The organism is Pandoraea anapnoica (assembly GCF_902459765.1).
Taxonomy (GTDB): domain Bacteria; phylum Pseudomonadota; class Gammaproteobacteria; order Burkholderiales; family Burkholderiaceae; genus Pandoraea; species Pandoraea anapnoica.
The window spans coordinates 85,188-106,463 of the sequence record NZ_CABPSP010000021.1 but is presented as its reverse complement, the minus strand read 5'-3'; the positions used below and the strand labels follow the sequence as shown (position 1 = coordinate 106,463).

Here is a 21,276-nt window from a genome sequence, read left to right as displayed (position 1 = left end):
GAAATACAAAACGCCCGATGCGGTGCATCGAGCGTTTTAACCTGAAATAACTGTCAACCTATTTCAGGACTTGACACCGGTCGATGTCGCGCGTTACTCGCTACTCGGCTTGACGACGCTTGCCGACATCGCCAGCGCGCTCCCGCCTTCATCATGACCGTGCCCGTGGTCATGATCGTGATCATGACCATTGAGCCACACGACCAATGCCAACCCGACACCGATCAGCAAGATCTGGGGCAGGGCGTCGCGCGGCGATGTGCGCCGTTGCATCTGCGGCATGAGATCCGATACGGCAATGTAGATGAAGCTGCTCGCCGCAAGCGCCAGCAGATACGGGATCAGGCTTTGCAGACGATCCAGCATGAAGTAACCAAGCACGCCGCCCAGCAAGGCCGTCAGACTCGACGCCAGCGTCAGCACAAGCGCCTTGCGGCGCTTGAACCCCGCGTTCAGCAACACCATGAAGTCGCCCAGCTTGTGCGCGACTTCGTGGACCGTGATCGAGACCGTGGCCGCAACACCCAGACGCGGATCGGTCAGGAAAGCGGCGGCAATCACCACGCCGTCGGCGAAATTGTGGATCGCGCTGCCCACCAGAATCATCCAGCCGCCCTTGCCCGCTTCGTGCGCGTCGTGGCCATGCTCGTGATGATGTCCGTCGCCTTCGTGATGGTGGCTATGGCGCAGCAACGCCAGCTTTTCCAGCAGGAAGAACCCCAGCAGTCCGCCAAGCAACCAGCGCGTGATGACGTGCGCGTCGACGTGCGACTCCAGACTTTCCGGCAGCAAATGCAGCAACGCCGTGCCGAGCAGCACGCCTGCCGAGAAACTCACCATCTTGTCGATGAGCTTCGAGAGCAGACCCAGCGACAGCGACGCCGCCCCGAATAGACTCAGCACGCCGGAAGCCAGCGTGGCGATAACGATGAAAAGAAAGATGGCGTCGATGGTGATTCTCCCGCGGGCAAGGCGGCGATTTAACCAGCTTTTACCGTTACAGGCAAACCATTGGCACATCGAGGCGTGCGGGGCCTAAGCAGGCGTATCGGGATGCAAGCTGTCGACAATCGCGCCGTCGCCCCCCTCGACCTCAAGGGCCACACGCCGTCGGCACACCGACGGCGCTCCCCTCACCTCACCGCCATCAAGCAACGCCGTGCTTTCGGAACCAGTCCTGCTCCAGCTTCCAACCCTCTTTCGCGTCGGCCTCGACATAGCTCGCCCGATAATCCGCGAAGAACGCGTGACCCGAGTTCGGGAACACCTTCAGCTCAGAGCCCTTCGACGCAGCGTCGCCCTTGGCCAGCGCTTCGCGCGCCCGTTCGACGCTCGCGACCGGAATCCCTGTGTCCTTGCCGCCGTACAACCCCAGCAACGGACCATGCAGCCTGCCCGCGATATCGATCGGGTTCTGCGGGAAGTTCTCGCTCTTGTCGCCGACGATGCGTCCGTACCAGGCCACCGCCGCCTTCACGTTCGGGTTGTGCGCGTCATAGAGCCACGCGACACGTCCGCCCCAGCAGAAGCCGGTAATGCCGAGCCGCTTTTCGTCGCCGCCATTGGACACCGCCCACTTCAAGGTCGCGTCGATGTCGCTCATGACTTGCTTGTCCGGCGTCTTCGCTACGATTTGCGATTGAATCTCGGCAATCGTGCCCAACGATTGCGGGTCGCCCGCACGCGCGAACAACTCCGGCGCGACCGCCAGATAGCCGAGCTTCGCGAAGCGACGGCAGATATCGGCGATGTGCTGATGCACGCCGAAAATCTCCGAGACAACGATGATCGTCGGCAGATGCGTCTTACCCGCGGGCTTTGCGTAGTACACCGGCATCTGGATACCCGGCACTTCGAGCATGCGCTCGCCTGCGTCCAGTCCTTGCGTGTCGGTGGTGATCGTTTCGGCCGCCACCGGCAGCACCGCCAGTGCGAACGCCGAACCGACGGCGGTCTTCAAAAAATCGCGCCGGTTACGCGGCGCAACTTCGGGTACGAGACTATCCAGATCCGCTTGCGACATGTCGCACTCCAGGAGAAAGCGTCAAAAAGAAAATGGTCGGGAAGACTGCCGACCCGAGGCCGGACGTTCGGATATTACTAGAGAGGGAATTCGCTTGCACTCAGCACGCAGCATGAAAAAAGCCGCGCAAGCAAAGTGCCTGCGCGGCCGGGACGTCAGCGAAATGCTGTCAGAACGTCAGTGCAGCTTCACGCGTGGCACGGTCGAGCGACGCAGCCGATTGGCCACGGTATCGAGCATCATGCGCCAGACGCCATGCAGCGCGGCCACGTGCATCCGATAAAGCGACGTGTACATCACGCGGGCGAACAGCCCTTCGATGAACATGCTGCCGCCGATCAGTCCACCCATCAGGTTACCTACCGCGCTGAACTTGCCCAGCGAGACCAATGAGCCGAAATCGCGGTACGTGAACGTCGGCAAGCTCTGTCCCTTGAGACGTGCCTCAACGGCCTTCACGAGGAAACTCGCCTGCTGGTGCGCCGCTTGCGCACGCGGCGGCACGAAGCCGTGCTCCGGCCACTCGCAGCTGGCACAGTCGCCGAACGCGAAGATGTCCGGATCGGTCTTGCTTTGCAGCGTCGGCAGAACTTCGATCTGGTTCAGACGATTGACGTCCAGCCCCAGCGTGCCAAGCACAGGCGGTGCGGTAATACCCGCCGACCAGACCGTGATGTCCGCAGGCAGAATCTTGCCGCTGGTCAGGGCCACTTCGTTGGCACGCACCTCCGCCACCGAATCGCCACAAAGAATGTCAACGTCCAGCTTGGCGAGCAGCCCGGCTACCGCGCCCGACACACGTTCCGGCAGTGCCTTCAGAATGCGCGGACTCGATTCGATGATGGTGATGCGCACGTCCTTGCGCGGGTCGAGCTTCAGACCGTAGGAGCGCAACACTTCTGCGGTATTGCGCAACTCGGCCGACAGCTCCACGCCCGTCGCGCCCGCACCCACGATCACGAGATTGACCTTGGGACGCTGCGCGCCCGGTGGGGACAGCAACGCGCCACCGCTCTGGGTCTCGGTTGCAGCAGCCGGTACCGACGCCTCGGCAGCGCTCTGTGCGCGCACACACGCTGCCATCAACCGACGGCGGAAACGCTCGGCCTGTTCGACCGTATCGAGGGCAATGGTGTGTTCCCTGGCACCCGGAACACCGAAGAAATTAGTCGTGCTGCCGATGGCGAGCACAAGCGTGTCGTAGGGCAGCGTGCGCTCGGGCAGCAGATCGCCTTCGCCTTCGTCGTCCGCCGCCGGAACGGCCGCCAGACGGATGGTCTTGGCCGCACGATCCAGCCCGATCATCTCGCCCGTCGCGAACTCGAAGTGGTGCCAGTTCGCCTGCGCCACGTAAGAGAGCTGATGCGTTGCCGTGTCCATGACACCGGCCGCGACCTCATGCAGCAACGGTTTCCAGATGTGCGACAGGGAACGGTCGACCAGCGTTATTTGAACGTCCTTGCCACGCCCGTACTTGTCGCCCAACCGGGTGACGAGTTCGAGACCGCCGGCGCCTCCGCCGACCACAACGATACGATGCACACTCACAATAACTCCCCGTGCTTGGAAAACCGTCCGGCCGGTCAGCATTTGCCAGACCGGCGATAGCGATTACCATACCGCAGAGTGCGGACTTAGGGTATACCCGTCACCCTATTTCCGCTATTGCGTGACCTTGATCGTCATGACGGTCGAAGCGTGCTGCAACGCCGACCGCCCCACACACTTCGGGCATTCGCCCGGCACTATCAGTGCGCTTGTTCCCAGTTTTCGCCAACGCCGACTTCGGCCACCAACGGCACACGCAGCTTAGCTACGCCGCACATCAGTTCCGGCAGACGCTTGCGAACCTCCGCCAATTCATGGTCCGGCACTTCGAGCACGAGTTCGTCGTGCACCTGCATGATCTGACGCGTCTCTAAGCCGCTATCGTCCAGCCAGCGCTGCACGGCAATCATCGACAGCTTGATGAGGTCTGCCGCGGTGCCTTGCATCGGCGCATTGATAGCCGCGCGTTCGGCCGCCTGACGACGCGGGCCGTTGCCGCCGTTGATGTCCGGCAGCCAAAGGCGGCGGCCGAACACGGTCTCGACGTAACCTTTCGCCTTAGCGCTCTTGCGCGTCTCGTCCATGTAGCGCGCCACGCCCGGATAACGCATGAAGTAACGATCGATGTATTGCTTGGCCGCGTCGCGCTCGATGCCGAGGTTCGCGGCCAGCCCGAACGCGCTCATGCCGTAGATCAGACCGAAGTTGATGACCTTGGCATAGCGACGTTGCTCGGACGACACCTCCAGCGGCGTGACCGCGAAGATTTCCGCAGCGGTCGCCCGGTGAATATCCTCGCCGTTCGCAAACGCACGCAGCAGGCTTTCGTCGCCCGAGATATGCGCCATGATGCGCAATTCGATCTGCGAGTAGTCGGCCGAGACCAGTTGGCTGCCCGGAGGCGCGATGAAGGCTTCACGAATGCGACGCCCCTCGGCCGTGCGCACAGGAATGTTCTGCAAGTTCGGATCGTTCGACGCGAGACGGCCGGTGATCGCCACGGCCTGTGCGTAGTTCGTATGTACACGTCCCGTCGACGGATTGACCATCTTCGGCAGCTTGTCCGTGTACGTCGACTTGAGCTTGGCCAGCCCGCGATACTCCAGCAGCACCTTCGGCAGCGGGTAGTCCTCGGCGAGCTTCTGCAGCACTTCTTCATCGGTCGACGGCGCACCGCTGGCCGTCTTCTTGACGACCGGCAGTTGCAGTTGCGTGAAGAAGATGTCGCCGATCTGCTTGGGGGAATTCAGATTGAATTGCTGTCCGGCCAGCGCGTACGCCTCGGTTTCGAGCGTGACCAGCTTGCGTCCGATCTCGTCGCTTTGCGCCGCCAGACGCGCCGTGTCGACCAGCACGCCATTGCGCTCCATGCGTTGAAGCACGCGCGCCGTGGGCATTTCGATATCTCGATAGACGAATTCGAGCGTGGCTTCGCGGGCGACGTCGGGGTACAGCGCACGGTGCAGACGCAGCGTAATGTCGGCGTCCTCCGCTGCGTACTCCGTCGCACGTTCGACGCTCACGTCGTCGAAACCGATCTGCTTGGCGCCCTTGCCGCACACGTCTTCGTATTTGACCGTCGTCACGCCCAGATGGCGCGACGCGAGGCTGTCCATGTCGTGACTGCGATGCGATTCGAGCACGTACGATTCGAGCAGCGTGTCGTGCGCAATACCCCCCAAAATCACGCCGTAGTTTTCGAGCACATGCGCGTCGTACTTGAGGTTCTGTCCGACCTTCTTGTGATCGGGACTTTCGAGCCAGTGCTTCAGACGGGCCAGTACTTCGTCGCGCGGCAATTGCTCGACTTCCCCCGGCGCGCGATGCGCTACCGGGATGTAAGCCGCGCGGCCCGGTTCGCATGAGAACGACAGACCGACGAGTTGCGCCTGCATCGCATCGAGCGAGGTCGTCTCGGTATCGAACGCCGTCAACTCGGCCGCTTCGATGATCTTCAGCCACGCATCGAACTGCTCCCATGTGAGCACCGCTTCATACTGACGCTCGAGGGTGTCGGCCACCGGTGCCGGGGCTTCTTCACCGGCTTGCGATGCCACTGTGGCTTCCGCTTCGCGCAGCAATGTCTTGAAGCCGTGGCGCGAGAAGAAATCGCGCAGCACTTCGGCGTCTTCGGGCTGCGTTTGCAGACTCGCTTCGATGGAGGTGACCTGCGGCGCGAGATCGCAATCGAGCGCCACCGTCACGAGCTTGCGCCCCATCGGCAGCCAGTCGAGCGCACGTCGCAGATTCTCGCCGACGGCACCCTTCACCTCGGCAGCGTTGGCGACGAGGTTGTCGAGATCGCCGTATTGCGTGAGCCATTTGACGGCCGTCTTCGGTCCGCACTTCTCCACACCCGGCACGTTATCGACCGTGTCGCCCACCAGCGTCAGGTAATCGACGATGCGCGCAGGCGGCACGCCGAATTTTGCTTCAACGGCAGCCGCGTCGAGCGTTTCGTTCGTCATCGTGTTGACGAGAGTAACGCGGTCGTTCACGAGCTGCGCCAGATCCTTGTCGCCGGTCGAGACGACCACCCGCATACCCAGCTCGGCCGCCCGCTTTGCGAGCGTGCCGATGACGTCGTCGGCTTCCACGCCGTCGATCATCAACAGCGGCCAGCCCATCGCGCGCACAGCTTCGTGAATCGGTTCGATCTGCGCGCGCAGATCTTCGGGCATCGACGGGCGATTCGCCTTGTACTCGGGGTACCAATCATCGCGGAAGGTCTTGCCCTTTGCATCGAAAACGCAAGCGCTGTACTCTGCATGAACGTCTTTACGCATGCGGCGCAGCATATTGACGATGCCGTGCAGCGCGCCCGTAGGTTCGCCGCTTGGGCCGCGCAGATCCGGCAGGGCGTGATAGGCTCGATAGAGATAACTCGAACCATCGACCAATAAGAGCGTCTTACCTTCCAGACTTTGCTGTTCCGACATATGACCAAGAGAAGAAAAGAGATACCGAGTCTGCGCATGCTGGCAGACCATGAGCGCGCCACCGCCAAGAAGGCGCGCGCGTCGTGGCAGATGTTCACGATTATGGCAGAGTTCATCGAGGCGACCGAGTACCTGTCGGAGATCCGGCCGGCCGTCAGCATCTACGGCAGCGCCCGCATCAAGCCGAAATCGCCGTTCTACAAACTGACGATGACGATTGCCCGCAAATTCTCGGACAACGGCTTCGCTGTCATCTCCGGCGGCGGCCCCGGCATCATGGAAGCGGCCAACAAGGGCGCGCACGGTGGCGCGTCGCCGACCGTCGGTCTGAACATCGAACTCCCGCACGAACAGAAAGGCAATCAGTGGCAAGACATCTCGCTGCGCTTTCGCCACTTCTTTACCCGTAAGGTCACCTTCGTCAAGAATTCGGACGCCTTCGTGATCATGCCCGGCGGCTTCGGCACGCTCGACGAATTGTCCGAAGTGCTCACGCTGATCCAGACGCAGAAGTCGCGTCACGTGCCGGTGATTCTCGTAGGTTCGGAGTTCTGGAAAGGTCTGCTGGACTGGGTGCGCTCGTCGATGCTGCCGATGGGCCTCATCAGCGAAAAAGATCTCGATCTCGTGCAAGTGATCGACGACCCCGACGAGATCCTCAAAGCGGTCTTCGCGTTCTACGACGGGCACATCGAACCCGAGACGGAAACCAGCGAAAAGATGTTCTACCTGTAAGGGCCAAGCGCAACGTCATCCGCAATGCAAAACGGCGCCGCGAGATCATCGCGAGCGCCGTTTTTTTGTGGCGGACGCACGTCCGCCGGAGCGACGAATCAGCAGCCGCTTTCGCGCGGGGTCGTCTCGACTTCCAGGCCGAAGAACGGGCGCAGACGCGTGCCGAACACGTTGCCGAAGAACGCCGCCACCAGCCACAGCCAGCCGTGCAGGCTGCCGGAGATGATGCCGCTGAAGTACGCGCCGATGTTGCAGCCATACGCCAGGCGTGCGCCGTAGCCAAGCAGCAGACCGCCCACGATAGCCGCGATCAGGGAGCGCACGGGCACCTTCCATACTGGCGCGAACTTGCCCGCTAGCGAGGCGGCCACCAATGCGCCGAGGATGATGCCCAGATCCATGACGGTCGTCACGTCCTGCGAGACCGGCGCGTTAAGTACGTTGACCTGCTTGGCCCAGTACGGCCACGAGGCGACGTCGATACCCACGGCCATGAACGCTTTCGCGCCCCACAGTGCAAAGGCCGACGTCACGCCCCACGGGCGGCCCGCCAGGGCGAGGGTTGCATAATTGAGCAGCACGAGCGCGAGTGCGCCCCACACCAGCGGCCACGGACCGCGCAGCAGCGCGGGCTTGCCCTTGGCGCTGCGCGTCATCGGCACACCGACGATACGGCCATGACGGCGCTTCTCCGCCCAGAGCGTGAACGCACCGATGAGTGCAAACAGCGCGAGGTTCGCGATCAGCGCGGGCCACAGGCCCCACGTCTTCACGAGCGAGACGGGCTTGATGTGCGGCAGCGATTCCCACCACGGCAGATGCGCCGTCGCCACGACCGAGCCGACAATGAACGCCGCGAGCGTCACCAGCATGCGCGTATTGCCACCGCCCGCCGTGTACAGCGTGCCCGACGCGCAACCGCCGCCGAGCTGCATGCCGATACCAAAGATGAACGCACCGACCGCCACCGACACGCCGACCGGCGATACGAGACCGACGACCTTGTTGCCGAAGAGCGTGCCATCGGCCAGTGCCGGGAAAAACAACAAGACACCGACCGCGAGCATTACCATCTGCGCGCGCAACCCGGCACCACGACGATCCGAAATGAACACGCGCCAGGCCGACGTAAAGCCGAACGCCGCGTGGTACAGCGCGACGCCAAGCAACGCGCCGACACCCGCGAGCGCAGCCTGTTTCGGTCCGACCGTCGCTTGAAGATACGCAATGCCGACGACGATAAGCACCAGCGCAATCGTCAGCGGGCGAGCATTGTAGGAAGAAGGGGCGGGCAACGCCGTTTTGACGGCGGCCGAAGCGGAAGACGACATGACTTTCTGACTCCAGAATGCAGATGGGTGGCACCTGGCCACCCATTGAGACAATTTTCAAGAATGCCAGAACACGACATCGATGCGAACAACCGTTTTGTGATTTCTTTATAACCAAAAGAAATAATGCGCCAAATTGCGAATCATCCTAAATCTCACATTTTGGACAGAAGCTTTGTCATGAAACGTTCACTGGTGAGGGTAAAAAGCGCTGCGGGCAAGCAACCACGGTGCATTCGACGAGATTCCACAATGCGAAGTGGGGTACGTTTGATAGAATGGACATATTGGAACCCGCTGCGCCGGCCCGGCTTGCCTCTTACGTCGCAGATGCGTTCCCGCCCTCGGAGAATAATGATGAAAACGCGCTTTTCCCGTGCCCTGCCCCTGCTGATCGGTGCTGGCCTGCTGTTTGCCGGTCATGCCTACGCTCAGGAAGGCAAGGAAACCGCCGCACAAGCCGCCAAACGCGAAGCCGACGCCCGCGCCGCTGCCACCAGCGTCCAGAACGTCGACGTCAACCAAGAACGCAAGCCGAGCTACTACGTTAACGACCAGGGCACGACCGTGACCGAGTACCGCGATCGCGGCAAGCCCACGGAGATCGACGTCCACTCCCGTTTCGGCACCAATTACCAGTTGACCACGCCGCCCGACAACGCGCCGCGCGCACGTGACAACACGTCGCAAAACGACCGTCTGCCGTCCGTCGGCCTGAAGTTCTGACGTCTCTGGTAATCTGACCCTTTCACGCGTCAACGCCCGACATCGTCGGGTCAGGGCGCGCCAGATTCCTGTTTGTCTCAAACCAGCGGCCCGCTGCACGCGCACGGGCCGTTTGTCTGAGTCTCATCCACTCAACGCACGCATGGCCGTTTTTACTTCCGTCTCGCCCGAGCAGCTCAATCAGTGGCTGCAACGCTACGATTTGGGGAATGTTCTCGACTTCCGTGGCATTAGCTCGGGCATCGAGAACACCAACTACTTCCTGACGACCGAGCGCGGCGCGTTCGTGCTGACGCTGTTCGAGAAGCTCACGGCCACGCAGTTGCCGTTCTACCTGCAATTGATGGGCCATCTGGCGCATCACAGCGTGCCGGTGCCCGATCCGATTCCGGATCGCACGGGTGAGATTCTTGGCGAGCTGAACGGCAAGCCGGCCACCATCGTCACCAAGTTGTCGGGCCGCTCCGAACTGAGCCCGACCGCCGAGCACTGCGCCCATGTCGGCGCGATGCTCGCCCGCATGCATCTGGCCGGACGCGACTTCACGCTGGAACAGGCCAACCTGCGCAGCTTGCCGTGGTGGCGTGAAGCGGCCCCGGCCGTGCTGCCGTTCCTGAGCGATGCCGAGCGCACGCTGCTGGAAAGCGAGATGGTGCATCAGGAGGCGTTTTTCCGCTCAGGCGACTATCGCGCGATGCAGGCCGGGCCGTGCCACTGCGATCTGTTCCGCGATAACGTACTCTTCGACAAGGCTGAAGACGGCTCGCCCCGCCTCGGCGGCTTCTTCGACTTTTACTTTGCCGGCTGCGACAAGTGGTTGTTCGATCTGGCCGTGACGGTCAACGACTGGTGCTGCGACCTCGCCACCGGCGAGCTGGACGACGCCCGTGTGCATGCAATGCTGCGCGCGTACGAGACGGTACGCCCGCTGACCGACATCGAGGCGTCGCACTGGCGCGACATGCTGCGAGCGGGCGCGCTGCGATTCTGGCTCTCGCGCCTGTATGATTTTCACTTGCCGCGGGCGGCCGAAATGCTCAAGCCGCACGATCCGGTGCATTTCGAACGAATCCTGCGCAAACGCATCGAAGCCGTTTCCATTCCCTGGCTGTAACCCGACGCCCACTCGGAGTCTCTCGAACCCTATGCAATTGCTTGAAGTCCCGCCGAAGAGTGGTTATTTGTGGCTGCGCCAAGGCATCTGGCTGTTCCGCAAGAACCCGCTCGCCATCATGAGCCTGCTGTTTGCCTATATGTTCGGCACGTTGGTGATCTCCTTCGTGCCGATCATCGGCGGGCCCGTTTTGCTCGTCCTGGTGCCGGGCCTGTCGGTGGGCTTCATGGCCGCCTGCCGCGACATCATCAAGAACAAGCAGGTGCTGCCTCAGGTGCTGCTCGACGGTTTTCGCGGACACGGCAAGGACATCGCCCGCCGTCTGCTGGTACTAGGCGGGTATTACATGGCCGCAACCATCGCCGCCTACCTGATTTCGTCGCTGTTCAATGGCGGCGAACTGATCAACAACCTGCTGTTCGACGGCAACGTCAATCGCGACGAGATCATGAACGGCACTGCCGGATTGGTCGCCGCCATTGCCTTCGCCATCGCGTACATTCCGGTGGCGATGTTGTTCTGGTTCGCGCCGGTCCTCGTGGCGTGGCACGACATCACGCCCGTCAAGGCCATCTTCTTCAGTTGGACGGCCTGTACGCGCAACTTCCGCGCGTTCGTCGTCTACGCGCTGTGTGTGATGCTGCTCGCAGCGGCAGCATCGATGATTCTCACGATGATCATGGCGGTGCTGGGCGTCTTCCAATACGCCATTCTTCTGGTCTCGCCGCTGTCGCTGCTGTTCGCCGCCATCATCTACTGCTCGTTCTACGCCAGCTATCGCGGGTGCTTCGGCGTGCAGGAGATCGGGGCGCTCGATCCGAACGTTTCGCCGCCGGAGGCTTGAGTTCCTCATCGACCGACGTCGAGAAAAGCAAAGGGCACCCGAAGGTGCCCTTTTTTATTGGCGCGCCAACGATCACTCGATCGGCTGAAGCTTCGCCACGGCCAGCGCCAGCCATTTCTCGCCATGACGGCCGAACTTCACATGTGCGCGTGCTTCGTCGCCCGTGCCTTCCAGACCGATGATCTTGCCCTCGCCGAACTTGGTGTGGAACACGCCCTGCCCCAGTTTGAAGCCCGTCTCCGAAGCGCGCGAGCGGTCGGCCAATGCCTGCTCCGACTTCGTCGCCGCCCATTCGTCCTTCGGCGCGCTGACTTGCGGGCGTGAGAACCAGTCGCGCCCCCAGGCCGGCTCGCTCTGAGCGAGACGCGCCCCCGGCTGCGCACGCGGCGTGAGGAACTTCAGCACTTCTTCGGGGATTTCGTCGAAGAAGCGCGAGCGCACGTTGTAGCGCGTCTGGCCATGCAGCATACGGCTTTGCGTGAACGACAGGTACAGACGCTCCTTCGCTCGCGTGATCGCCACATACATCAGACGACGCTCTTCTTCGAGTCCATCGAGTTCGAGCGCACTGTTTTCATGCGGGAACAGCCCCTCTTCGAGGCCGGTGACGAACACCGCCGTGAACTCCAGCCCCTTGGCGGCGTGCACCGTCATCAGTTGCACCGCGTCCTGCCCGGCTTCGGCCTGGTTGTCGCCCGCTTCGAGCGACGCATGCGAGAGGAAGCCTGCCAGCGGAGTCATCTCCACCGGCGCATCGGCATCGACCACGCCATCGGCAGACGCCAGCACGTCAGGTGCACCCGGCAATGCGGGGCGCATCGCGATCAGACGCGCCGGTGCGTCCAGCCCGTAGCCCTCCTCGGCGATGAAGGCCGTGGCGGCATGCACCAGTTCCTGCAAGTTCTCGATGCGATCCTGCCCTTCCTTTTCGGTCTGGTAATGCGTAATCAGGCCGCTCGCGTCGACGACGTGCGTCACCACCTCCGGCAACGTGAGCCGCTCGGTGGCGTGGCGCATCTGTTCGATCATGCGCACGAACGCCAGCAGATTGGTCCCGGCCTTGCCCGTCATATAGGGCACAGCCGCGTACATCGAGCAGTTGTAGAGACGCGCCGCGTCGGCCAGTTGCTCCAGCGAGCGTGCGCCAATACCGCGCGTGGGGAAATTGACGACGCGGGCGAAGGCCGTGTCGTCGTTCGGATTTTCGATCAGACGGAGATACGCCAGCGCGTGCTTGACTTCCTGACGCTCGAAAAAGCGCAGGCCGCCATACACGCGGTAGGCAATGCCCGCACCGACCAGCGCATGTTCCATCACCCGCGACTGGGCGTTGCTGCGGTACAGAATGGCCACATCCTGTCGCGACAGGCCCTGCGCGACCAGCGCCTTGATTTCCTCGACGAGCCAGCTGGCCTCTTGCAGGTCGGTCGCCGCCTCATAGACGCGAATCGGCTCGCCGTGGCCCGCGTCGGTGCGCAGATTCTTGCCCAGACGCCGTGCATTGTTGGAAATCAGCGCGTTCGCGGCGTCGAGAATATTGCCGTGCGAGCGATAGTTCTGCTCCAGCTTGATCAGGTGACGAACGCGGAATTCACGCTCGAAGTCAGCCATATTGCCGACGTTGGCACCACGAAACGCGTAGATGCTCTGGTCATCATCACCCACGGCGAACACTGCAGCCTGGGTGCCTGCAAGCATCTTCAGCCACGCGTACTGAAGCTTGTTGGTGTCCTGGAACTCGTCGACGAGGATATGGCGGAAGCGCGACTGGTAATGCACGCGCAACGGCTCGTTGTGCTTGAGCAGCTCGAAGCAGCGCAGCAGCAGTTCGGCGAAATCGACCACGCCCTCGCGCTGGCATTGCTCCTGGTAGCTCGCGTACAGTTCGACGAACTTCTGGTTGAACGCGTCGTTGGCCTCGACCTCGTGCGGTCGCAAGCCCTGCTCTTTCGCGTTATTGATGAAATATTGGAGGTTTTTCGGCGGAAATTTCTCATCGTCGACATTCGCCGCCTTCATCATCCGCTTAATGGCGGAGAGCTGATCGGACTGGTCGAGGATCTGGAAGCTCTGCGGCAGCCCGGCGTCGCGAAAATGCGCGCGCAGCATGCGGTTGCACAGCCCGTGGAAGGTACCGATCCACATGGCGCGCGTGCTGATCGGCAGCATCGCGCCAAGCCGGGCCTGCATTTCCTTGGCGGCCTTGTTGGTAAAAGTCACCGCCAGAATGCCCGCCGGGCCGACGTGCCCCTGCTGGATCAGCCAGGCGATACGGGTCGTGAGCACGCGCGTCTTGCCGGAACCCGCGCCCGCGAGAATGAGGGCTGGCTCGTCGGGAAGCGTGACGGCGGCCAGTTGTTCGGGGTTCAGATTGGCGAGCAGATCGGGCATGTCGGGGAGGAATTTCGAGTGAAGCCCGATTATAAATCCTGCTACGGCGCGGAAACGCCACCGAATCTTTTATAATTCAAGGTTTCACGCATTACACGGTCCATCAATCCATGAGCGACAGCGACAATACGCTTGCCAAGAGCTTCGAGCCGCAGGACGTCGAAGCCCACTGGGGCCCCGAATGGGAACGCCGCGGCTATGCCCGCCCGACCCTTGACGACGCCCGCGAAGATTTCAGCATCCAGTTGCCGCCGCCGAACGTCACCGGCACGCTGCACATGGGGCACGCGTTCAACCAGACGATCATGGATGGTCTGACGCGCTACCACCGCATGAAGGGCGCGAACACCTTGTGGGTGCCGGGCACCGACCACGCGGGTATTGCCACGCAGATCGTCGTCGAACGTCAGCTCGACGCTCAGAAGGTCTCGCGCCATGACCTCGGCCGCGAGAAGTTCACGGAACGCGTCTGGGAGTGGAAGGAGCAGTCGGGCAGCACGATCACGCGCCAGGTGCGCCGTCTCGGGGCTTCCATCGATTGGAGCCGCGAGTACTTCACGATGGACGAGAAAATGTCCAGCGCTGTGCGCGATGTGTTCGTCGCGCTCTACGAGCAGGGGCTGATCTATCGCGGCAAGCGTCTCGTGAACTGGGAATCGACGCTGCTTACAGCCGTGTCCGATCTGGAAGTGGTCAGCGAGGAAGAAGAAGGCTCGCTGTGGCACATCCGCTACCCGCTCGCCGACGGCTCCGGCACGCTCACGGTCGCGACCACGCGTCCGGAAACGATGCTGGGCGACACCGCGCTGATGGTGCATCCGGAAGACGAGCGCTACAAGCATCTGATCGGCAAGTCGGCCAAGCTGCCGCTCACGGACCGTGAAATTCCGATCATCGCCGACGACTACGTCGACCTCGAATTCGGCACGGGCGTGGTGAAAGTCACCCCCGCACACGATTTCAACGACTACGCCGTCGGTCAGCGTCATAACCTGCCGCAGATCAACATCCTCACGCTCGACGCGAAGATCAACGAAAACGCCCCGGAAAAGTACCGGGGTCTGGATCGTTTCGACGCGCGCAAGCAGATCGTGGCCGACCTCGACGCGCTCGGCCTGCTCGAATCGGTCAAGCCGCACAAGCTGATGGTGCCGCGCAGCGACCGCACGGGCACGGTCATCGAGCCGATGCTCACGGACCAGTGGTTCGTCGCGATGAGCAAGCCGGCACCCGAAGGCACGTTCCACCCCGGCAAGTCGATCACTGAAACCGCGCTCGACGTCGTGCGCAGCGGTGAGATCAAGTTCGTGCCGGAGAACTGGACGACGACGTACAACCAGTGGCTCGAGAACATTCAGGACTGGTGTATTTCCCGTCAGCTCTGGTGGGGCCATCAGATTCCGGCCTGGTACGACGATGCCGGTAACGTGTTCGTCGCCCGCACTGAAGCCGAAGCCATCGAGAAGGCGCGTGCCGCCGGCTCCACCGGCGCGCTCAAGCGCGATGAAGACGTGCTCGACACGTGGTTCTCGTCGGCGCTGGTGCCGTTCTCGTCGTTGGGCTGGCCGCAGGAAACACCGGAACTGAAGCACTTCCTGCCGTCGTCGGTGCTCGTGACCGGCTTCGACATCATCTTCTTCTGGGTAGCGCGCATGGTCATGATGACCACGCACTTCACCGGTAAGGTGCCGTTCAAGACCGTGTACGTGCACGGCCTTGTGCGCGACGCCGAAGGTCAGAAGATGTCCAAGTCGAAGGGCAACACGCTCGATCCGATCGACATCGTCGACGGCGTGTCGCTCGACGCCCTGCTCGCCAAGCGCACCACGGGGCTGATGAACCCGAAGCAAGCCGCGACCATCGAGAAGAAGACCCGCAAGGAATTCCCGGAAGGCATCGCGCCGTTCGGCACCGACGCGCTGCGCTTCACGTTCGCATCCATGGCCACGCTTGGCCGCAACATCAACTTCGATCTGGCACGCTGCGAAGGCTATCGCAACTTCTGCAACAAGCTGTGGAACGCCACGCGCTTCGTGCTGATGAACTGCGAAGGTCAGGACTGCGGTCTCGCGCCGTGCGTGGGCGATTGCGGCCCGGACGGTCAGCTCGACTTCTCGCGCGCCGACCGCTGGATCGTCTCATTGCTCCAGCGCGTGGAAGCCGATGTCGCGAAGGGCTTTGCCGATTACCGCTTCGACAACATCGCCAGCGCAATCTACAAGTTCGTGTGGGACGAGTACTGCGACTGGTACGTCGAACTGGCCAAGTGGCAGATTCAGAACGGCACCCCGGCGCAACAGCGCGCCACGCGCCGCACGCTGCTGCGCGTGCTTGAAACGGTGCTGCGTCTGGCTCACCCGATCATTCCGTTCATCACCGAAGCCCTGTGGCAGAAAGTGGCCCCGCTTGCCGGTCGCTATCCGAGCGACAAGGCGCCAGGCGAAGCCAGTATCATGGTGCAGCCGTATCCTGTCGCCGGTGCGAGCAAGATCGACGAAAGCGACGAAGCCTGGATGCAGCAATTGAAGGCCGCTGTGGACGCCTGCCGTAACCTGCGCGGCGAGATGAACCTGTCGCCGGCGCAGCGCGTGCCGCTGCTGGTTGCGGGCGATGTGCCGTTCCTGACGTCGATTGCCCCGTATCTGCAAACGCTGGCGAAGCTTTCGGAAGTGCAGGTGCTGGCCGATGAAGCCACGCTCGACGCGCAGGCCGCCGGCGCGCCGCTCGCCGTGGTGGGTGCAAACAAGTTGGCGTTGAAGGTCGAAATCGACGTTGCGGCCGAGCGCGAGCGCCTCGGCAAGGAAGTGAAGCGTCTCGAAGGCGAGATCGCGAAATGCCACGGCAAGCTCTCCAACGAGAGTTTCGTGGCGCGCGCCCCTGCCAACGTCGTGGAACTTGAGAAGCAACGACTGGTCGACTTTGAAGCGGTACTCGGGAAATTGCAGGCACAGCTCGCCCGCCTGCCCGCCTGAGACGCGCAATATCCATCAGGGAGAAACTAATGAAAGCCATTGTGACCAAAGCCGTATTCCCCGTTGCGGGCCTCGGCACGCGGTTTCTGCCGGCGACCAAGGCGAGCCCCAAGGAAATGCTGCCGATCGTGGACAAGCCGCTGATTCAGTACGCCGTGGAAGAGGCGGCAGCGGCTGGCATCACCGAGATGATCTTCGTGACGGGTCGTAACAAGCGCGCCATCGAAGACCACTTCGATACGGCATTCGAACTGGAAGCCGAACTCGAAGCGAAGAACAAGCAGGCGCTGCTCGACGTCGTGCATTCGATCAAGCCGCCGCATATCGATTGCTTCTATGTGCGTCAGCCGAAGGCGCTGGGTCTGGGCCACGCCGTGCTGTGCGCCGAGAAGCTGGTGGGCGACGAGCCGTTCGCCGTCATCCTCGCCGACGACTTGCTCGACGGCCAGCCGCCGGTGCTCAAGCAGATGGTCGATCTGTACAACCAGTATCACAACTCGATCATCGGCGTAGAAGAGATCCCTATCGAGCAAAGCCGCTCGTACGGTATTGTCAAGGGCACGGACTGGGGCGAGAAGGCGATCGTCAAATTGACGGACATCGTCGAGAAGCCGGCGCCGGAAAATGCACCGTCGAATCTGGGTGTGGTCGGCCGTTACGTGCTGCGTCCGCGCATTTTCGACTGCATCCGCGAGATCGATCCGGGTTCGGGCGGTGAAATCCAGCTGACGGACGCCATCCAGAAACTCATGCAGGACGAAGTCGTGCTCGCGTATCGCTACGACGGCAAGCGCTTCGATTGCGGCAGCAAGCTCGGCTATCTGAAGGCGACGGTGGAATTCGCGCTGCGTCACCCGGAACTGAAGGATGCTTTCCGCAAATATCTGCAGGAAGACGTCCAACGTGATTTGACCTGAACGTCAGTCACCGGCACCCATAAAAAAACCGACGGCATGTCCGTCGGTTTTTTTGTGTCTGCTGTACCGCCAAGGCATTGGCATCGATGGAAATCGACGCTGACAACACCCTCCGGAAATCAGCGACGGCGCATCCAGAAGTGGAACGTCTTGCCGTCTTCGCGCGTATCGAGCAGTTCGTTGCCGGTTTGCTTGGCGAAGGCGCTGAAATCGCGCCCCGAGCCCGGATCGGTGGCGATGATATGCAGCACTTCGCCGCTTTGCATTTCCGCCAGCGCCTTCTTGGCACGCAGGATCGGCAGCGGGCAGTTCAGGCCGCTCGCGTCGACTTCTTTCTGGAATTCCATGCTCATGTCCCTCTCTTCGGTCTTGTTCGAATCTGTTGCGGGGTTTGCCCCGCAAATCGCGATTCTACCGTAGTCGTCGCCAAACGCTCCCGGCGACGCCCATTTCAGAGCGTCGGCCCATCAGCGCATCCGCACGTCATGCAGCAATCGACATCCGCGCCGATTCGACGTACTCGACCGGCAGATTGCGGCGTCGCAGCCATTCGGCGACTGCGTGCCCGGTCCCTGCGCGCCACGGACGCACCTGATGTGGCGCGACGAGCCGGAACTCGGCCAGTTCCTCTGAGAGCTGAATATCACCGTCACAGACCGCGTGATACGCGATGATCAACTCGTTCTTGCGCATGAATTCGTAGACACCGAGCAGCGAAATCGCGTCGGTTTCCAGATTAGTCTCTTCCTTGATTTCGCGGCGAATACCGTCTTCCGGGGTCTCGTCGCGCTCAAGAAAACCGGTGATGAGCGCGAACATGCCTTCGGTCCATGCCGCGTTACGTGCCAGCAGAATCTGGCCCCGGTATTCCACGAGCCCGGCCACGACCGGCAGCGGGTTGTCCCAGTGGACGAAACCACAGGCCGCGTCCGGACAGGCGCGGCGAATACGCCCGGCGACCTCTCGAGAATCGAGCGCAGAGGCACAGCGGGGACAAAAAATAAGTTCGTTCATGATCGTTCTTCAGCGGATCCGGACATATTAAATGAACTTATGACGCGCTGCATATTCGGCAAATTCCGAGACTCGCCCGGACCAAGCCCAGACGGGCCGGGGCGTATAATCGTCGAACGTCTTTCAATTTTCGATCACGGCCCCGTGACTGACACTCCACCGAACGTTCCGCCCGCGTCCGACACCCCACCTTCGTCGTCTGCTTCGTCCTCGCCTCCTGCCTCGTCGCCCACGTCGCGATCCGCCCGGCTGACCCAACGCGGCATGCGCCGCTCACGGCGCCTGTGGCACAACTACGGCGTATTCTGGCTCGGCGCAGTCCTCGTCGGTCTGGTGTCGGTGGCCTATGCCAAGCTGGTGGACTTCGGCTTCGAGCTATTTCAGCGCATGCTGACGCACGGCTTCTGGCTACCGTTGATCGTCACACCGCTGGGTGCCGCACTGGCGATATGGCTGACGCAGAAGTTCTTCCGGGGTTCCGAGGGCAGCGGCATTCCGCAAGTGATAGCAACGCTTCAGGACTCGCGTCTGTCGAAATCGCTGCTCACGCTGCGCATCATGTTCGGCAAGATCGCGATCTCGTTTCTCGGCATTCTGTGCGGTTTCACGATCGGTCGCGAGGGCCCGACGGTGCAGATCGGCGCATCGCTGATGTACGCCATGCGACGCGGGTATCGCCGCAGCAGCGTGCACATTGAGCGCCAACTGACGCTGGCCGGGGCGGCGGCGGGTCTGGCGGCAGCGTTCAACACGCCGCTCGCGGGCGTCGTGTTCGCCATCGAAGAGCTGAGCCGTAGCTTCGTCGCACGCAGCAGCGGCACACTCATTACCGCCATCATCTTCTCCGGCGTCGTGGCGCTCGGCCTGCAAGGCAACTATCTCTATTTCGGCCAGATCAAGGCGATCAGCGAATTCAACTGGGCGCTTATTCCTGTGCTCATTGTCGCCAGTGTGCTGACGGGCGTAGCCGGGGGGCTGTTCGGCTGGTTGATGCTCAACGTGCCGCGATGGATACCCGCGCAACTGGTCAATTTGCGCCGCGCACGCCCGGTCCACTTCGCCTTCCTGTGCGGTCTGGCGATTGCAGTGATCGGCATTGTCTCGGGCGGCACCACGTTCGGCAGCGGTTACGCCGAAGCGCGGGGTTTGCTGGAATCGCACGCGGCGCTCTCGCCGTTTTACGCCGTGCTGAAATTTGCCGCCTTGTGCGTGTCGTATCTGTCAGGCATTCCCGGCGGGATCTTCGCACCGTCGCTGGCGATTGGTGCCGGGCTGGGGAATGTGATGGCGCACGTGACGTCCGTGATACCGTTGCCCGCCATGGCTGCGCTGTGTATGGTCGGCTATCTGGCCGCGGTGACCCAATCGCCGATTACGTCGTTTGTGATCGTCATGGAGATGATCGACGGCCATCAGATGGTGATTCCGCTCATGGCCGTCGCACTCCTGTCGACGCAGGTCTCAAAGACCATCGCGCCATCGTTCTATCACACGCTGGCACACCGCTTCCTGACGCCCACCGTGCCTGCGCCGCGTCAGGCCTGATTACGCCTTGGCGCTCAGCGCGCGGATATCTGCGGCCAGACGTTCTACCGTCTCCACACGGGTATCCCACGCGCACATGAAGCGGCAGCCACCTGCACCGATGAACGTGTAGAAACGCCAGCCCTTTGCCCGTAGCGCTTCGATGACATGCGGCGGCAGTTCTGCGAACACGCCGTTGGCCTGCGTCTCGAACATGATCGATACGCCGGGAATGTCGCGGATGCGGCTCGCGAGCAACTGCGCCATCTCGTTCGCATGCCGTGCATGGCGCAGCCACGTGTCGTTCTCCAGCATGCCGAGCCACGGCGCGGAGATGAAACGCATCTTCGAGGCCAACTGCCCCGCCTGCTTCACGCGATAAGCAAAATCCTCTGCAAGAGAACGATTGAAGAACACGACGGCCTCGCCCACCGGCAGACCGTTCTTCGTGCCGCCGAAACACAGCACGTCCACCCCCGCACGCCAGGTCACATCACCCGGATGGCAGCCCAGCTTCGCCACCGCGTTGGCGAAGCGTGCGCCGTCCATGTGCACGCGCAGGTTCCGGCGCTTGGCGACCGCCGAGATCGCTTTGACCTCATCGACCGAGTAGACGGTACCCACCTCCGTCGCCTGCGTGAGCGTGACGACCTTGGGCTTCGGGAAGTGGATGTCCGAGCGCCGATTGATGACCGCCTCGACGGCGTCCGGCGTGAGCTTGCCGTTGTTCTCACGACCGCGCGCGGTGAGCAGCTTCGCGCCGTTGGAGAAGAACTCCGGGCCACCGCATTCGTCCGTCTCGACGTGCGCCAGTTCGTGACAAATGACGGAGTGATAGGACTGCGACAGCGACGCCAGCGCAAGCGAGTTGGCCGCCGTGCCGTTGAATACGAAGAAGACTTCGCAGTCCGTGTCGAAAAGTTGCCGGATGCCGTCGCACACGCGCTGCGTCCACGTATCGTCGCCGTAAGACACTTCATGACCGCTGGCATTCGCCTCGACCAGATAACGCATGGCCTCGGGGCAAATCCCGGCGTAGTTGTCGGACGCAAAGTGCTGCGGCGTTTGCGCAGTGTCGGTGGACGTGATCTCTGTATTCGAAACAGACGGCGGAACGGACGGGGCTTGCGACATGACGACCTCTTCAAAACGGCGGGAACGCCACACGACGCCCCCGCTTCAGACTGCCCGGTGACGG

17 protein-coding genes are annotated in these 21,276 nt (G+C 62.2%); 7 read left to right on the top strand and 10 right to left on the bottom strand.

Annotated elements, in window-relative coordinates; all coding sequences use genetic code 11:
• Positions 1 to 93 precede the first annotated feature (93 nt).
• From PAN31117_RS25925 to polA, 4 genes are all read right to left on the bottom strand, one after another.
• Positions 94 to 1,020 carry a ZIP family metal transporter gene (locus PAN31117_RS25925; protein ID WP_370855791.1) on the bottom strand — a complete coding sequence of 309 codons (927 nt, stop codon included), beginning with the start codon at positions 1,018 to 1,020 and terminating at the stop codon, positions 94 to 96.
• A 127-nt stretch (positions 1,021 to 1,147) separates the two neighbouring features.
• Complete coding sequence (locus tag PAN31117_RS25920) at positions 1,148 to 2,023, bottom strand: dienelactone hydrolase family protein (RefSeq protein ID WP_150740722.1); 876 nt, start codon at positions 2,021 to 2,023, stop codon at positions 1,148 to 1,150.
• Positions 2,024 to 2,200: 177 nt separating this feature from the next.
• The gene (locus PAN31117_RS25915) at positions 2,201 to 3,565 is read right to left on the bottom strand and encodes an NAD(P)/FAD-dependent oxidoreductase (protein WP_174991133.1); all 1,365 of its coding nucleotides are present in this window, start codon (positions 3,563 to 3,565) and stop codon (positions 2,201 to 2,203) included.
• 206 nt (positions 3,566 to 3,771) lie between these two features.
• On the bottom strand, positions 3,772 to 6,510 hold the full coding sequence (gene polA, locus PAN31117_RS25910) for a DNA polymerase I (RefSeq protein ID WP_150740720.1): 2,739 nt from the start codon (positions 6,508 to 6,510) through the stop codon (positions 3,772 to 3,774).
• Between polA and PAN31117_RS25905 the strand changes: the two genes are divergently transcribed.
• Positions 6,511 to 7,245, top strand: coding sequence for an LOG family protein (locus PAN31117_RS25905; RefSeq protein ID WP_046292526.1), 735 nt, complete (start codon positions 6,511 to 6,513; stop codon positions 7,243 to 7,245).
• A gap of 98 nt (positions 7,246 to 7,343) precedes the next feature.
• Here the strand turns inward: PAN31117_RS25905 and PAN31117_RS25900 are convergent, their stop codons facing one another.
• Positions 7,344 to 8,576 carry a YeeE/YedE family protein gene (locus PAN31117_RS25900; protein WP_150740719.1) on the bottom strand — a complete coding sequence of 411 codons (1,233 nt, stop codon included), beginning with the start codon at positions 8,574 to 8,576 and terminating at the stop codon, positions 7,344 to 7,346.
• 354 nt (positions 8,577 to 8,930) lie between these two features.
• Between PAN31117_RS25900 and PAN31117_RS25895 the strand changes: the two genes are divergently transcribed.
• The 3 genes from PAN31117_RS25895 (at position 8,931) to PAN31117_RS25885 (ending at position 11,260) form a co-directional block, all read left to right on the top strand.
• On the top strand, positions 8,931 to 9,302 hold the full coding sequence (locus tag PAN31117_RS25895) for a hypothetical protein (protein ID WP_150740718.1): 372 nt from the start codon (positions 8,931 to 8,933) through the stop codon (positions 9,300 to 9,302).
• 142 nt (positions 9,303 to 9,444) lie between these two features.
• Positions 9,445 to 10,416, top strand: a complete 972-nt coding sequence (locus PAN31117_RS25890; RefSeq protein ID WP_150740717.1) for a homoserine kinase — start codon at positions 9,445 to 9,447, stop codon at positions 10,414 to 10,416.
• A gap of 31 nt (positions 10,417 to 10,447) precedes the next feature.
• Positions 10,448 to 11,260 (top strand): BPSS1780 family membrane protein, encoded by an 813-nt coding sequence (locus tag PAN31117_RS25885; protein ID WP_150740716.1) that lies wholly within the window; start codon positions 10,448 to 10,450, stop codon positions 11,258 to 11,260.
• Between the two features lie 72 nt (positions 11,261 to 11,332).
• On the opposite strand, the gene PAN31117_RS25880 is transcribed toward PAN31117_RS25885, so the two are convergent.
• The gene (locus PAN31117_RS25880; RefSeq protein ID WP_150740715.1) at positions 11,333 to 13,651 is read right to left on the bottom strand and encodes a UvrD-helicase domain-containing protein; all 2,319 of its coding nucleotides are present in this window, start codon (positions 13,649 to 13,651) and stop codon (positions 11,333 to 11,335) included.
• Positions 13,652 to 13,761: 110 nt separating this feature from the next.
• Here PAN31117_RS25880 and PAN31117_RS25875 point away from each other — a divergent pair, with 110 nt between their 5' ends.
• Both PAN31117_RS25875 and galU read left to right on the top strand, forming a co-directional pair.
• Entirely contained in the window at positions 13,762 to 16,623 is a 2,862-nt protein-coding gene (locus tag PAN31117_RS25875) for a valine--tRNA ligase (protein WP_150740714.1), read from the top strand.
• Between the two features lie 29 nt (positions 16,624 to 16,652).
• Positions 16,653 to 17,540, top strand: coding sequence for a UTP--glucose-1-phosphate uridylyltransferase GalU (gene galU, locus PAN31117_RS25870; protein ID WP_150740713.1), 888 nt, complete (start codon positions 16,653 to 16,655; stop codon positions 17,538 to 17,540).
• A gap of 119 nt (positions 17,541 to 17,659) precedes the next feature.
• Here the strand turns inward: galU and PAN31117_RS25865 are convergent, their stop codons facing one another.
• The 3 genes from PAN31117_RS25865 to PAN31117_RS27745 form a co-directional block, all read right to left on the bottom strand.
• Entirely contained in the window at positions 17,660 to 17,887 is a 228-nt protein-coding gene (locus tag PAN31117_RS25865) for a sulfurtransferase TusA family protein (RefSeq protein WP_039402727.1), read from the bottom strand.
• Between the two features lie 136 nt (positions 17,888 to 18,023).
• Positions 18,024 to 18,554, bottom strand: a complete 531-nt coding sequence (locus PAN31117_RS25860; RefSeq protein ID WP_150740712.1) for an NUDIX domain-containing protein — start codon at positions 18,552 to 18,554, stop codon at positions 18,024 to 18,026.
• Positions 18,555 to 18,688: 134 nt separating this feature from the next.
• On the bottom strand, positions 18,689 to 18,820 hold the full coding sequence (locus PAN31117_RS27745) for a hypothetical protein (protein WP_281349260.1): 132 nt from the start codon (positions 18,818 to 18,820) through the stop codon (positions 18,689 to 18,691).
• Between PAN31117_RS27745 and PAN31117_RS25855 the strand changes: the two genes are divergently transcribed.
• On the top strand, positions 18,819 to 20,099 hold the full coding sequence (locus tag PAN31117_RS25855) for a chloride channel protein (RefSeq protein WP_150740711.1): 1,281 nt from the start codon (positions 18,819 to 18,821) through the stop codon (positions 20,097 to 20,099). The two genes, PAN31117_RS27745 and PAN31117_RS25855, sit on opposite strands and share 2 nt — an antisense overlap.
• Here PAN31117_RS25855 and PAN31117_RS25850 read toward each other — a convergent pair whose 3' ends face one another.
• Positions 20,100 to 21,092 (bottom strand): threonine aldolase family protein, encoded by a 993-nt coding sequence (locus tag PAN31117_RS25850; RefSeq protein ID WP_246189261.1) that lies wholly within the window; start codon positions 21,090 to 21,092, stop codon positions 20,100 to 20,102. It abuts the gene before it with no gap.
• Positions 21,093 to 21,276 lie beyond the last annotated feature (184 nt).

What these genes read in the sequence shown, in the direction of transcription:
- PAN31117_RS25900 (WP_150740719.1), bottom strand. Translation starts at nt 8,576, where the DNA reads ATGTCGTCTTCCGCTTCGGCCGCCGTCAAAACGGCGTTGCCCGCCCCT.
- PAN31117_RS25890 (WP_150740717.1), top strand. Translation starts at nt 9,445, where the DNA reads ATGGCCGTTTTTACTTCCGTCTCGCCCGAGCAGCTCAATCAGTGGCTG.
- PAN31117_RS25885 (WP_150740716.1), top strand. Translation starts at nt 10,448, where the DNA reads ATGCAATTGCTTGAAGTCCCGCCGAAGAGTGGTTATTTGTGGCTGCGC.
- PAN31117_RS25850 (WP_246189261.1), bottom strand. Translation starts at nt 21,092, where the DNA reads ATGCGTTATCTGGTCGAGGCGAATGCCAGCGGTCATGAAGTGTCTTAC.
- PAN31117_RS25895 (WP_150740718.1), top strand. Translation starts at nt 8,931, where the DNA reads ATGATGAAAACGCGCTTTTCCCGTGCCCTGCCCCTGCTGATCGGTGCT.
- PAN31117_RS25920 (WP_150740722.1), bottom strand. Translation starts at nt 2,023, where the DNA reads ATGTCGCAAGCGGATCTGGATAGTCTCGTACCCGAAGTTGCGCCGCGT.
- PAN31117_RS25925 (WP_370855791.1), bottom strand. Translation starts at nt 1,020, where the DNA reads ATGTGCCAATGGTTTGCCTGTAACGGTAAAAGCTGGTTAAATCGCCGC.
- galU (WP_150740713.1), top strand. Translation starts at nt 16,653, where the DNA reads ATGAAAGCCATTGTGACCAAAGCCGTATTCCCCGTTGCGGGCCTCGGC.
- polA (WP_150740720.1), bottom strand. Translation starts at nt 6,510, where the DNA reads ATGTCGGAACAGCAAAGTCTGGAAGGTAAGACGCTCTTATTGGTCGAT.
- PAN31117_RS25855 (WP_150740711.1), top strand. Translation starts at nt 18,819, where the DNA reads ATGCGCCGCTCACGGCGCCTGTGGCACAACTACGGCGTATTCTGGCTC.
- PAN31117_RS25880 (WP_150740715.1), bottom strand. Translation starts at nt 13,651, where the DNA reads ATGCCCGATCTGCTCGCCAATCTGAACCCCGAACAACTGGCCGCCGTC.
- PAN31117_RS25875 (WP_150740714.1), top strand. Translation starts at nt 13,762, where the DNA reads ATGAGCGACAGCGACAATACGCTTGCCAAGAGCTTCGAGCCGCAGGAC.
- PAN31117_RS27745 (WP_281349260.1), bottom strand. Translation starts at nt 18,820, where the DNA reads ATGCCGCGTTGGGTCAGCCGGGCGGATCGCGACGTGGGCGACGAGGCA.
- PAN31117_RS25905 (WP_046292526.1), top strand. Translation starts at nt 6,511, where the DNA reads ATGACCAAGAGAAGAAAAGAGATACCGAGTCTGCGCATGCTGGCAGAC.
- PAN31117_RS25865 (WP_039402727.1), bottom strand. Translation starts at nt 17,887, where the DNA reads ATGGAATTCCAGAAAGAAGTCGACGCGAGCGGCCTGAACTGCCCGCTG.
- PAN31117_RS25860 (WP_150740712.1), bottom strand. Translation starts at nt 18,554, where the DNA reads ATGAACGAACTTATTTTTTGTCCCCGCTGTGCCTCTGCGCTCGATTCT.